Annotated in this window: 9 protein-coding genes and 1 pseudogene; 6 read left to right on the top strand and 4 right to left on the bottom strand. The window is 70.7% G+C overall.

Going from position 1 to position 13325, the window contains the following annotated elements:
• Nucleotides 1-13: 13 nt before the first annotated feature.
• From TR33_RS08670 to TR33_RS08655, 4 genes are all read right to left on the bottom strand, one after another.
• Complete coding sequence (locus tag TR33_RS08670; RefSeq protein ID WP_042282570.1) at nucleotides 14-850, bottom strand: ABC transporter permease; 837 nt, start codon at nucleotides 848-850, stop codon at nucleotides 14-16.
• Nucleotides 847-1746 (bottom strand): ABC transporter ATP-binding protein, encoded by a 900-nt coding sequence (locus TR33_RS08665; protein ID WP_042282568.1) that lies wholly within the window; start codon nucleotides 1744-1746, stop codon nucleotides 847-849. The genes TR33_RS08670 and TR33_RS08665 overlap by 4 nt, the downstream gene beginning before the upstream one ends.
• A 158-nt stretch (nucleotides 1747-1904) precedes the next feature.
• Nucleotides 1905-3041, bottom strand: a complete 1137-nt coding sequence (locus tag TR33_RS08660) for a S8 family serine peptidase (protein ID WP_017534381.1) — start codon at nucleotides 3039-3041, stop codon at nucleotides 1905-1907.
• Nucleotides 3042-3110: 69 nt separating this feature from the next.
• Nucleotides 3111-7058, bottom strand: coding sequence for a type VII secretion protein EccC (locus tag TR33_RS08655; RefSeq protein ID WP_026124973.1), 3948 nt, complete (start codon nucleotides 7056-7058; stop codon nucleotides 3111-3113).
• Nucleotides 7059-7413: 355 nt separating this feature from the next.
• Here TR33_RS08655 and eccD point away from each other — a divergent pair, with 355 nt between their 5' ends.
• The 6 genes and pseudogenes from eccD to TR33_RS27405 all read left to right on the top strand — a co-directional run.
• The gene (gene eccD / locus TR33_RS08650; RefSeq protein ID WP_014908538.1) at nucleotides 7414-8811 is read left to right on the top strand and encodes a type VII secretion integral membrane protein EccD; all 1398 of its coding nucleotides are present in this window, start codon (nucleotides 7414-7416) and stop codon (nucleotides 8809-8811) included.
• A gap of 25 nt (nucleotides 8812-8836) precedes the next feature.
• A complete protein-coding gene (gene eccB, locus TR33_RS08645) occupies nucleotides 8837-10288 on the top strand; it encodes a type VII secretion protein EccB (protein WP_042282565.1) in 1452 nt (483 codons plus the stop codon).
• Nucleotides 10289-10313: 25 nt separating this feature from the next.
• On the top strand, nucleotides 10314-10643 hold the full coding sequence (locus tag TR33_RS08640) for a WXG100 family type VII secretion target (RefSeq protein ID WP_014911019.1): 330 nt from the start codon (nucleotides 10314-10316) through the stop codon (nucleotides 10641-10643).
• Nucleotides 10644-10711: 68 nt separating this feature from the next.
• Nucleotides 10712-11008, top strand: coding sequence for a WXG100 family type VII secretion target (locus TR33_RS08635; protein ID WP_017534384.1), 297 nt, complete (start codon nucleotides 10712-10714; stop codon nucleotides 11006-11008).
• 106 nt (nucleotides 11009-11114) lie between these two features.
• Nucleotides 11115-11516 carry a hypothetical protein gene (locus TR33_RS08630; protein WP_017534385.1) on the top strand — a complete coding sequence of 134 codons (402 nt, stop codon included), beginning with the start codon at nucleotides 11115-11117 and terminating at the stop codon, nucleotides 11514-11516.
• Nucleotides 11517-11603: 87 nt separating this feature from the next.
• A pseudogene (locus TR33_RS27405) lies at nucleotides 11604-13325 on the top strand (hypothetical protein); the annotation flags it as partial.

Here is a 13325-nt window from a genome sequence, read left to right as displayed (position 1 = left end):
GGCGCCGACCCGATCAGACGTCGCGGTTCGCGGCGAACCGGGTGGCGAACAGGATCACCACGAGCCAGACACCCAGGACCGCCGACCCCGCGAACGGCCCCAGGGCGTCGGGGCCGCCCACACCGCCCACCGCGTGCAGGGCCTCGGCGGGGGTGAAGGGGAGGAGCGGATCGAGGGCCCCGCTCGGAACCCAGGACATCAGGGTGGGGGCCACGAGCACGGCCAGTGCTCCGGCGACACCTCCCGGCAGGGAACGGGTCGCCTCGGCGGCGGCCAGAGCCACGACGGCGTAGAACGGGGACATCAGAGCCGCCCCCGCCAGCATTCTCGCGGTCGCGGGGTCGGTCGGGCCGACCACGGGCGCGCCCGCCCCCAGGGCCACGGCCTGTCCGACCGCGTAGGCGGTCAGAGCGGCCAGGACACCGCACAGCAGGCCCCACACACCGACGGCCGTCGCGGCGGCGGCCAACCGCCGTCCACGCCCCGGGGTGACGGTCAACGTGTAGGCGATCAGCCCGGTGCCGTGCTCGGAGGTGGCGAAGGCCGCGGTGAGGACGATGATCAGCAGCGCGGCGGCGTCCGCCCCCAGCGCGCTGGTGCTCGCCACCTCGGTCGCGCTCTGCTGGGAGAGCGGGGTGCCCACGGTCGCCTCGAGGGTCAGCAGGAACAGGGCGGCCACGAGCCCGCCCGTCACCGCGCACGCCACGGGGGCCCGACGCATCGAACGGAGCGTGGTCAGCTTGGTCCACTCGGCGGCCAACGCCGTGATGAAACCCGTGCTCCTACCGGCGCCCGTGTCGGCCGGGACGGAGCCGCCCCGACCCTGTTCGGCCTGCGCGTCCGTGCTCATCGCCGTCCCTCCTTCTCGGGCCGAGCGGTCAGTTCCATGAACGCGTCCTCCAGCCGCATACGATCGGTGGCCAGCTCGTGCAGGGCGATACCCCGCGCGGCGGCCAGGTCTCCGATGGCCGCGGCGGGCACGCCGGTCACCGTGAACGTGTCCGCTTCCTTCCAGGTGACCGTCGCCGACGCGGGCAGGAGCGTCTCCAGGTCGCGGGCGTCGGGGCTGCTCACACGAACGCTCTCTCCGCCGGCACGGTGCGACAGTTCGGCCGCGGAGACGTCGGCGACCAGTCGTCCGGAACGTACGACGAGGACGTGGTCGGCCGTGGCCTCCATCTCGTTCATCAGGTGGCTGGACAGGAACACGGTCCGCCCCTCGTCGGCCAGTCCGCGCAGCAGGTCGCGCAGCCACACGATGCCCTGGGGGTCCAGGCCGTTGAGCGGTTCGTCCAACAGGAGCGCGCCCGGGTCGCCCAAGAGCATCGCGGCGATGCCCAGCCTCTGGCACATGCCCAGCGAATAGCCGCCGACCCTGCGGTCGGCCGCGTGCTCCAACCCCACCCGGCCGAGCAGCTCGTCGGCGCGCTTCAGTGGGATGCGCCCACCCCTACAGAGCCAGCGCAGATGATCGCGCCCGGTACGGCCGGGATGGGCGGACTTGGGATCGAGCAGGGCGCCGACGACGCGCATCGGGTCACGGAGCTCCCGGTAACGCTTTCCCATAATGAATGCGTCACCCGAGGTGGGGGCGTGCAGACCGAGCAGCATGCGCATGGTCGTCGACTTCCCCGCGCCGTTGGGGCCGAGGAAACCCGTGATACGGCCGCTCTCCACCGTGAACGAGAGATCGTCGACGGCGAGTACCTCTCCGTAGCGTTTGGTGAGCGCACGGACCTCGATCACCGGAGTAGTGGTCGTCATGTCTCCACGATGGACCGGACACGGCTCGAGGACCCGGATCAGGAGTCATGAAACCGCCGTGACGAATGTCAGGGGTGGGAGAGAGGGAAGGGCCCCTGAGACGTGCTCGGGGCCCTTGTCGACGGAGGAGACCGTGGGGCTCAGAGGGCGGCGGCCGCCTTGGCCTTGCGACGGCGGACCGCGGCGGCACCGACCGCGCAGACCGTCACCAGCAGGGCGGTCGCCCCGACCACGGCCATGACACGACCCTTCGTGGGCTCCATGGGCAGGTCCAGCGCGAACCGTTCCTCCTCGACGCCGTCCCCCGACCGGGGGCCCAGGAACCTGGTCAGAGCGCCCACGGGGTCGACGAAACCGGCCCCGGGACCCGGGTACGCCGACAGCACCAGCCGCTCGGCCGTCTGCGGCGCGCTCAGTTCGGGGTCGTGCGAGCGCACCAGCGCCGCCACACCGGCCACGAACGCCGCCGCGACCGTGTCCCCCTCGCTCACGGCGTGTCCGTCACCGCCGGGGGCCAGGCTCAGCACCGACTGTCCGGGGGCGGTGAGGTCGGGCGCCGAGGCCCCGCCGACCAGGAGAGAGCCGTCCGTGTCGGTACCGGCCACCCCCAGGACCTCGCCGCGTGCGGCGGGGACCGCCGCGTAGGCCTCGCGTTGGACGAGCGCGGTGGAGGGGGCCACGATCAGCACGTCCTCCTCGACGGCGGTGTCCACCGCGGCCTCGAGCGCGGAGCTCCCGACGGGGACGGCGACGCCCACGAGGACGATGTCCGCCCCGCCGTCCACGGCGTCGGTGATGCCCTCGGCGACCGCGTCGGCGTCGGCACCGCCCCGGGCGCCGGTGATGGGCACCGCCAGTACACGGGCCTCCGGGGCCACGCCCACGAGACCGCTGTCCGGGAGAGGCCGGGCGGCGACGACCCCGGCGAGGAAGGTCCCGAACCCGACGCAGTCCTCACCGGCCCCCTCCACCGCCCCGTCGAGCGCGGCCGAGGAATCGTCCACCCCCGAACCGACGACGGCCACGGTGACACCGGCCCCGGAGGAGACGGAACGGGCTCGGGACAGCCCCAGGGCGTTCTCGGTCCACAGCTCCTGATCCACCGTCTCCTCCGAGGAAGGCGCGCACGCGTCCCCCGGCAGCTCGGGTGTCACCTGCGACAGCGCGGGCGGGACCTCGTCCGCCGCCGCGGGTGCGGACGCCACCAGGAACAGCGCGGCCGTCAGACCCATCCCGGCCCCGAACCGAAGCCGCTCGCGTTCCGCTCCGTTCGACACGGGGCCTTCCCTTCCTCTCCAGCGTCGACCGCTCGAGCGGTCGTCTCCTCTTCACCGGGCCCGCGTCCGTCAGTCGCGGGCGGCCGCCTCCTCCGTCTCCGGGTCCAGCGCCAGCTGCACCTTCACCGGATCGCGGCGGTCGAAGCGCAGCGCGCGGCCCGGAGGCAGACGCTGCGGGCGCAGCGACCCGAAGAGCACACCCTCGGAGGGCGGGCAGGACAGCACCATGCTGGGCGTGTTCGCGTCGATGAGCATCCGCAGCACCGGCTCGCCCATGGCGCGGCTGAAACCACCGGCGCCGCGCGCCAGGATCAGGTGGAAGCCGATGTCGGCACCGTGGGGCAGCATCTCCATGAGCGGCGTCAGCGGGCCGCCACCGCCGGAGCTCAACAGGTCGTAGTCGTCGATGACCACGAACAGTTCCGGACCGGTCCACCAGGAGCGTTCGCGCAGCTGCTCGGGGGTGACCTCCGGTCCGGGCAACCTCGGCTTGAGCGCCTGGGCCGCGGCCTGCATCATCTCGCGGGCGCTCTCGCCGGTCACCGCGTAACCGAGGCGCTGTTCCTCGGGGATCGCGTTGAACAGGCCGCGACGGGGGTCCACCACGACCACGCGGGCCTCGGTGGCGCTGTACCGCTCCCGGATGGTGCGGGTGACGAGCCGCAGGATGTTGGTCTTGCCGCTCTCGTTGTCCCCGACCACGAGCAGGTGCGGCAGGACGGAGAAGTCGTGCCACAGCGGCTCCAGCCGCCGCTCCTCCAGACCCAGCGCGATCTTCGGGCCGGCCTCGGGGGAGGGCAGCTCCGACGCCGGAAGGGACAGGGGCAGCAGCCGCACCTGGGGCGCGGACGGCCCGTCCCACCGTTCCTTGATCGTCTCCACGACATCGGTCACCGACGCCTCCGGCCCCTCCTCCATGTGCGGGAGGGCGGACAGGAAGTGCTTGAACTCGGCGGTCAGACCGCGTCCGGGGATCCGGGGGACCTTCTCGGCCTGGCGCATGTTGATCGCCGAGTCCACCGCGTCGCCCAGACGGAGCTCGAACCGGGTGACCAGCAGGTCGCGCAGGCTGGACTGCACGTCGGCCCAACGGGGCGAGGCCACGATCAGATGGATGCCGTAGTTGAGTCCGCGCTGGGCGATCTGGGTGATGTCGGCGATGAGGTCGATCATGTCCGAGCGCACCGTGGCCCAGCCGTCGATGACCAGGAACACGTCGCCGTAGGGCTGGTCGGAGAACTCCCCGGCCGCCCTTCGACGTCGGTAGGCGCCGATCGAGTCGATGCCGTGATCGGCGAAGAACTGTTCGCGGCGACCCAGTAGCGCGGTCATCTCCGCGACGGTACGGGTGACCCTCTCGACGTCCATACGGCCGCAGATCCCGCCCACGTGCGGCAGGTCGGCGACCCCGCGCAGAGTGCCGCCACCGAAGTCCAGGATGTAGAACTGCACCTGTTCCGGCGTGTTGGTGAGCGCCAACGCGGTGATCAGCGAGACCAGGAGGGTGCTCTTGCCGCTCTGCGGTCCGCCGATGACGGCGGTGTGCCCTCCCGCGCCGCGCAGGTCGGCGGTGAGCGGGGTGCGCAGCTGCTCGAAGGGGCGGTCGACCAGGCCCACCGGCACGGTCAGTACCGGCTCCGCGCCCCAGGCGGGCAGTGAGGTCGCCCCTTCGGAACGCAGCATCTCCGCCACGGTGGGGGCCTGGCCCAGGGGCGGCAGCCACACCTGACGGGCGGGCGGACCGACGTCGCGCACCGCCTCCAACGCCGTCTCCAGGAGGGTCGTGTCCGTCTCCTCCGCCGGTTCCGGCTCGGGTTCCGCCACGACGGCGGGCGGACCGGCCACGTAACCGGGCAGGAACGGGGTGATCTCACGGGCGGCGGTCGACGATCGGGCCGCGCGGCGCTTGGCTCGGTAGGGGCCCGACACGTAGGCGGCCTTGAACCGGGTCAGCTCCTCGGTGTCGGACTTGAGGTAGCCCGAACCGGGCGCCGGCGGGAGCTGGTGGGCGTCGGCCACGCCGAGCACGCCCCGGCTCTCCATCGCCGAGAAGGTGCGCAGCGCGATCCGGTAGGAGAGGTGGCTCTCCAACTGGTGCATGCGACCCTCGTCCAACCGCTGGGAGGCCAACAGCAGGTGCACGCCCAGGCTTCGGCCGAGGCGGCCGATCATGACGAATAGCTCCATGAAGTCCCGGTGGGCGGCGAGCAGCTCGCTGAACTCGTCCACGATCACGAAGAGCGTGGGCATGGGCTCCATGGTCGGGTCGCTCCTGCGGCCCTTCTCGTACTCGTGCACCGAGCTGAAGTTGCCCGCCGAACGCAGTAGCTCCTGACGGCGGACGAGCTCACCGTGCAGGGCGTCCTGCATACGCTCCACGAGGGAGGTCTCGTCGGCCAGGTTGGTGATCAGCGCCGAGGTGTGGGACAGCCCGTCCAGACCGATGAACGTGGCGCCGCCCTTGAAGTCCACCAGGACGAAGTTGAGCCGCTCCGAGGAGTGGGTGAGCGCCAGGGACAGCACGAGCGTGCGCAGCAGTTCGCTCTTGCCCGAACCGGTGGCGCCGATCAGCATTCCGTGCGGGCCCATGCCGCCCAGTGCCGACTCCTTGAGGTCCAACTCCAAGGGGGCGCCCGAGGCCGCGATGCCGATGGGCACCCGCAGCCGGCTCTCCGGACGTTCGCGCTCCCACTCGCGGGCGGCGTCCCAGGTGTGCAGGTTCGGGATGCCCAGCAGGGTGGTGAGATCGAAGTCCGTGGTCAGTGGTTCCACCACGTCGGCGGAGACGCTCACCCGATAGGGCGCCATCATCCGGGCCAGGGCGCGCGCCCGGTGCAGGTCCAGGGTGTCGGGGCGACCCAAATGTGAGAAGGATTCGCGTCCGGAGCGGTCCAACTCGCACATCTCCATGGAGTCCTTTTCGACCCGGAGTGAGAGGGTATGGGGTGCTCCATCCCACATGCGCTCGGTTCCCACTTCGATCACGATCGCGTTGCGAAAGCCTCCGCTGAGCAATCTCGACCCTTGCGGCACGGTTCCGCCGTCGACGATGATGACCGTGAACGGCTCGTCACGCCCGGGTACCGCCTGAGGGTCGAAGGGCGGACGGTCCGCCAGCTCCGGACCGACGAGTCTTTCCAGCTCAATGGCGTCGGAGGCGATCAGACGGACGGGACCGGCTCCATCCCGTTCCGTCGGGTGCATGCAATGCGGGAGCCATTTCATCCATTCCCAGTCCGCCATTCGCTCGTCGTTCACACAAGCCACCACGCGCAATTCATCCGGCGCGTGAAAAACTGTGACCTGACCCACGAGCGCGCGCACCATTGATCGGATGGATTCGCTTTCCCCGGACAGTCCGAGATGTGCGAACCCCCTGAGGTAAAGGGATACCGGCAAGTCCGCGACGGTGCCGTAGGCGTTGATGAACCGGCGCAGCGCGTGCGCGCAGAGCGGCTCCAGATCCTCCACTGGCTTGGTCGACAGCGGGGCGATGCGCGTCTGGAGGGGCTGCTCGCCCACGGCGATGCGGATCTCCGCGAAGTCGTCGTGAGCCCCGCGGCGCTCCCAGAGTCTGCTGGTGCGCACCAGCGACCACAGGGCGTCCGGGTCGGGGCCGTTCCACGCCCGTGCCTCACGTTGGGCGACCACGACGTCCCGAACGCGGTGGCGCATCTGGCCGAGGTAGCGCAGGTAGTCCCGGCGATCCCCCGAGATCCGGCGGCTGCGCTCGATCCGTACGCGCAGGATCTGGCCGCCGACCATCGCCACCGCCCCGACGAGCATCATTCCACCGGCGATGAAGGGCATCGCCGTGCCCAGGGCGCCCGCCCCGGACGGTCGGAGGAACATCATCACCATGGCGAGGGAGCTCAGCGCCATCGGGAGGTACATGAAGACCCCCGAGATGCTGTTCTCCTGCTCGGGGAGGACCGGCGGCTCCTGGAGCGAGAGCTCGCCCTCGGGCGGTTCGGGGCCCGGGCGACGGGCCGGCCTGCGGACGAGGATGGTGCTGATCGGCGTATCCCTTCTCTTGCCCCAGGACGGCCGGGGTCCGCTGCGGGGGTGTCGGGCGGACCGACCCGGTGTAATTGCGGCGGGGGTGAATGGTCGAACCCTAGAGTCGGATTCGGTTACCGGAGGGTGGGTGTCGGATGCTCAAATGAGCGCCGGTATCCCGATGGTGGAGTTTCCGAAACATCATGTCCGGAATTCCGGAAGTGGTGCTAGTCTAGCCCAGCATTTCACGAACGGGAGCGCCGTCCCAAGCCGTTCCGCAAAGGAATGGTGCCCCCGGTCGAGTCCCCTCCACGGGTGTGTTTATCCATGCCCGTAAACCGGCCCAGTCACCGTCGTCCAGCGAGGAGGACCGATGTCGGACGTCGTCGCCGCCGATCTGTGCCGTCTGGTCGTACGAGCTCCCAACGCCTCCTTCGAGATCGCGGTCCCCTGTGACCTGCCGTTGGCCGAGCTGCTGCCCACGTTCCTGCTCTACGCGGAGGGTGAGACCGAGGACCTCGACGAGAGCGGACTCGAACACGGCGGCTGGGTGCTCCAGCGACTGGGGTCGCCGCCCTTGGACGAGTCCGAGACGGTCGAGACGCTCGGCCTGACCGATGGCGAGACGCTCTACCTGCGCGAGCGCGCCGACCAGATGCCGGAGATCCACTTCGACGACCTCGTCGACGGCGTGGCCGACACGCTGTCCGAGCGTTCGGACGGGTGGGGGCCGGTCGTCTCCAGGCGGGTATTGACCGGCGCCGCCGCCGTGGGCTTCCTCGGAGCCCTCGCCCTGCTGACACTGCTCGGCCCCACCTGGCTCGCGGGCTCCACCGCCGCGGCCACGGGGCTGCTTCTCCTGCTCGCGGCCGGAGCCGCGGCCCGGGCCTTCGACGCGCCCGTCGCCGGCGCCGTCACCGGTGGCTCCGCCGTGCTGTTCATGGCCTTCGCCGGGGCCACGCTGCCCGGCGGAGACCCCGGCAACGCCCTCATCGGGGCGCGGATGCTCTCGGGGGCGTCGACGGCGACCGGCGCGGCGGTCCTCGCGATCGCCGCCGTGGCCGCCTGTCTGCCCTTCTTCACGGCCATCATCGGCACGGCCCTGTTCACCGCGGCCGCCGGCGCCCTGCTCATGTTCTGGGACAACGCCCCGCCGCAGGGCGTGGCGGTCTCCGCCGCCGCGCTGGTCCTGCTGCTCTGCTCGTTCGCGCCGGCCCTGGCCTTCCGGTTGTCGGGGATGCGTCTGCCCCCGCTGCCCGACGGTGTCGACCAGTTGGGCGAGTACATCGACCCCCACCCGGCCCGCGACGTGCGCGCCCGCGCCCAGCGCGCGGACCACTACCTCGGTGGCCTTCTGGCCGTCGTCGGAGCGGTGTGCGCCGCCTCGATGACCGTGCTGGCCGCCCACCCCGGAGGCCTGGCCTCCACGGCGGGCGTCTGCGTCGCGCTGATCCTGCTGCTCCAGGCGCGCGGTCTCAGCGGCCTGTGGCACCGGGTGTGCCTGTTGGGCGCCGGCGCGTACGGGCTGGTGGCGATGGCGGTCGGTGGCGGCCTCGTCGGCGGCGACACGGCCCGCATGGTCCTGTTCGGTCTGCTCTTGGTCGCGGCGCTCGGGCTGCTCCTCGCCGCCTGGTCCGTGCCGGGGAACCGTCCCATCCCGCACTGGGGACGGGCCGGGGAACTCTTCCAGAGCCTCGCCGCGATAGTGCTGGTGTGCCTGGTGCCCGCGAACCTGGGGCTGCTGGCGTTGCTGAGGGGGATCGGCGGATGACGCGTACCGGAAGGCGGGTGGTCTGATGCAGACCCGTCGCGATCAGGTACAGGCGCACTCGTTCATGGTGCGCCGGCTCTCCACGGCCATGGCCGCCGCGGACCCGAACGCCGTCGAGGCGCCCCTACGGCGTACCCGCAACGGCACCCTCATCGGGCTCATCCTCGCGGTGCTGCTGTGCGTGGGCTTCCTCGTCTTCGGCCTGATCTTCCCCGGCGGCGCCACCTCGTGGCGTAACGAGGGGACCCTCGTCGTCGTCAAGGACGGGGCGGGCCGGTACGTCTTCTCGGACGGCGTCCTCTGGCCGGTGACCAACCAGGCCTCGGCCCTGCTGCTGGCGTCCAACCCCACCCCGGTCCGGGTCGACGCCGACTCCCTGGAAGGCACCCCGGTGGGATCCCCGCTGGGCATCCCCGGCGCGCCAGACGGGCTTCCCGCCACGGACGCCGAGGGATCCATGGTCTGGCAGGTGTGCGCGACCACCGTCGACACCGGAGAAGGGGTCGAGACCCTGACCTCGCTCACCCTGGGCCGGTCGCCGTTCGGTTCCCCCGTCGGGGAGGACGACGGTGTCCTGGTCCGAGGACCCGGCGGTGGGATCCACCTGCTGTGGCAGGGCGCCCGACTGGCCGTCGACGAGGAGAACGGCGCCCTGGAATCCCTGGGATACGGCACCGTCGTGCCCCACCCCGTCGCGGCGGCCGTCCTGGACGGCGTGCCCGCCGGCCCCGGGCTCACCGCGCTCGACGTCGAGGGACGAGGCGAGGACGGCCCGCGTGTGGGCGGCGCCGACACCCGTATCGGACAGGTCTTCACCGTCCCGGCCAACGAGAGCGGCTCCGAGCAGTTCTACGTCCTCACCGGGGACGGCCTCACCCCCACCGATCCGACCCACGCCCGCCTGCTGCTGGGACACCCGCTCACGGCGGAGGAGGCCTACGGGGGCGGCGAAGCCGAACCGATCGAGCTCACCGTCAACGAGCTGCGCCCACACCTGTCCGGCGAGGACGCGATCACCGGCGATGGCCTGCCCGCCACACCGCCCCCGCTGACCGACCCCCAGGGCGCGGCACTGTGCGTCATCGACCAGGGGGACGGCGCGCTCGCGCTCGCGCTCACCTCTCCGGCCGATATCGGTGGCCGGGCCGCACGGCCCACGGTGGGCAGCACCGCCGCCTGCACCGCCCCCGACCTCATCGACATCCCGTCCGGGGAGGGCGGTCTGGTCAGGGCGACCCCGGCGGGAGGGTCGGCGCTGCGCGGCTCGTACTTCCTGATCACCGACACCGGGAGCAAGTACCCGGTGCCCGACGCCGACGCCGCCGGGATGCTGGGCTACACCCCCGGTGAGGCTCCCGCGGTCTCCACCGCCCTACTGGACCTTCTCCCGACCGGGCCCGATCTGACCCCGCAGGACGCCGCCGAACCCGCCGGTGCCCTCGCGGAACCGGGGGAGCCCCGGTGCCTTTCCCAGTGACCCCCAACAGAATCAGGAGACTCCCATGTCGATGATGCGCAGTACCGACCAGGCGATGCGGACCGGCCGCGACGCCATGGAGACGGCCCACACCACCTGCAACGGCGTCTACACCAGCGTGGACGGAGTCCGGGACCTGCTCGGCGGCAACTGGCAGGGCGGCGCCGCCAGTCAGTACGACACGGCGCTGGTCAAGTGGCTCGAAGAGCTGCGCCTGATCACCAACGACATGAACGACATGATCGGCATCCTCGGCGGCACCGAGCGCAACTTCCACGCCATGGAGGACGAGAACATGGTGACCGCCAACTGGATCAGCCAGCTCAACCCGAACCAGTCCGACGTCTCCCGCTGACCCGATCCGACCCGACCCGAACGTCCCACGACCGGGGCGCACCATCGAGAGAAACCGGAGCCATACCCATGGACGGATTCGAGATCAAGTACAGCGGTGCCGACGACGCCGGCATCGACCTGCGCAAGCAGACCGACATCATCGAGCAGGCCATCAACGAGTTGGACGCCAAGGTCCAGGCGGTCAAGTCCGACTGGGTCGGTGAGGCCGCCGACCAGTACGACCAGCGCCTGCTGGCCTGGCGCCGCAACGTCGCCGACATGCGCGCGCTGCTCGGCCACGCGCAGGTCTCCCTGGGCGACATCACCGAACGCTACCGCCGGGGCGACCTCCAGGAAGCCGGTAACTGGAACTCCCGCCGCTGACCGTCTCCCTCGGCCGCGGTGAGGGTCCGCTCGGGCCGCGCCGCGGCCGGGGACGGGTCGGTGGAAGGTCCGACGACGGACAGGACGAGAGAGGACGGGGCAGGACGTGTCAGAGAAGACCAGGGTCACCAAGGGCTACCTCCAGAACCTGGGTTCGCAGCGCATCGGACCGATGCAGCAGGCGGTGTCGGAGAAGAAGAGCGATTCCGCCGAACACTACGGAAAGGAGTCCATCAACGTCCCCTTCGGGAACGGCGACCTGATGGGCTCGGCCGCCGTGCTCGCCGCCGAGGTGAGCGGTGTCCTGACGAAGTTCCACGCCGAGATCACGAGGCTCGAGGAACGCCTGCTCGTGATGCACAGCGGAATCCAGGACAGTGATCTCTTCTTCGAGAAGCTGGAGTCCGACGCCGAGCTGGACGCCTCGAAGGTCAACACCATCATGAACAACGGCTCCACCACCGGCGGCTCCACCACCGGGGACACCACCACGGACCCCACCAAGTAGACCCGGGACGCCCCGTGCGGAGGCGGCCCGTCACCGTCCTCCGCTCACCGTCCGGATCCCTCCACCACTCCGCCCCGAGGAACTTCCATGGCAGACGAGGACTTTCCAGAGAAGGAGGGGACAGATCCCGCTGTCCCCGAGGCAGAAGGCGTCACCGACAGCGAAGAGCTGGCCCACGCCATCAACGTCTTCGCCGATCTCGAGGGCGACGGTTCGGTCCCTCCCATGGGCACGGCCCAGGCGGTGAAGGACACCAACTGGTTCGCCAGCTACTTCTGGGACGTCGGTGACCCCAAGGACGCGGACGAGTGGTTCGGCTTCGACAGCAGATCCTCCGACGCCGACCTGCTCGGCGGCTTCGAGCGGGGTTTCGCCGTGTACACGGGCGTCCACCTCAACGACGCGATCAAGGAGCGCGGGGACACCGTGTGGGGGAGGTTCATCGACCGGTTCCCCACGATCCTCAACGCCGCCGCCGACTCCAAGAGGGGCAGCACCAGCTACAACAACAGCGTTCTCACCCGGATCCAGACCGACCTGGGAGACTACCGGGACTTCGCCAACGCCCGCTACGACGAACTCTGGACGCTGTACAAGGAACTCGACCCGGGCAACGAGAAGTTCGAGGGCGCGGGGGCCACCGCCCTGGGCCAGTACATGAGGAGCCTGGCCCTCGAATTCCGGAGCCTCGGCAACATGCTCGACCCGGCGGCCGACGCCGTGAGCTCGGCGCGCGCCGCCGTCAGCCCCACCTACATCGACGCGGTGATCGATGAGTACAACAAGTGGATCGGCGATCCGAACCACAGTCCTCGACGACTCATCCGTACCTGGTGGGAGGAGCAGCGTCCCCACGTCACCACGGTGGGCGGTACCGGCAGCAACATCAGGATCCGTGATCTGCCGACCGACCAGGAATCCACGTGGAAGACCTTCGAGACGGAGATCAAGGACCGGTGGTGGAACAGCCTGGCCGACCTGCGCAAGGTCGTGTTGGACGGCATCACCACGGTCTCCGGTGCCTATTCGAGCTCCTCCTCGTCCATCAGGCCCTACGTCCCGCCGCCGGTCACCAACGACACGACCGGTGGCAACGGGCCGGGCGGGTCCGGCGACAACGACCTCAAGTCGATCCTCGACGAGTTGTTCGGCGGTGGCGGCGACAACGACGGGGACGGTGACCTGAGGACGCGCCTGGATGAGCTGCTCAACGGCGGCGGCGATGACGAGACCGACCTGAGGACGCGCCTGGATGAGCTGCTCAACGGCGGCGGCGACAACGACGGGGATGGTGGCGGAGACTCGATCCAGGATCTCCTCGACAAGTACCTCAACGGTGACGGCGGCAGCGGCGACCTCGGGGGGAACGGCGACGGTGGCGGTAACGACGGTGGCGGCGGCGGTGGAAACGGCCCCGGTGGTGACCGTACGGCTCAGGACATCATCGACGAGTATCTGGGGAACCAGACCCCCGAGAGCGGTGGAAGCGACATCCCCGGTGGTTCCGGAGGCCAGGAGATCACGGGCGGCTCGGGCGACCTCGGCGGTTCGGGTGACCTCGGCGGTTCGGGGGACGGCCTCGGAGGGCCCGGCTCCGGGGGGACGTTCGATGGGCTCGGAGGCGACCTCTCCTCGTCGGGAGACGGAGGGGGAGGGTCGGGTGGAGGAGGCCTGGTCCCTCCGCCGCTCACCCCGGGTATGCGTGTTATGGGGCCCGGCGGATCCGGTGGCGGTACGGGAGGTGGGCCTGCCGGCACCGGGCGACGGGACCAGGGAACTCCGCTCCCCGGTGGCGGCACCCTGCTTCCC

The sequence above is a fragment of the Nocardiopsis alba genome (assembly GCF_000710955.1).
Lineage (GTDB): Bacteria > Actinomycetota > Actinomycetes > Streptosporangiales > Streptosporangiaceae > Nocardiopsis > Nocardiopsis alba.
The sequence above is the reverse complement of the archived record's forward strand: the minus strand, read 5'-3'. Positions and strand labels throughout refer to the sequence as shown.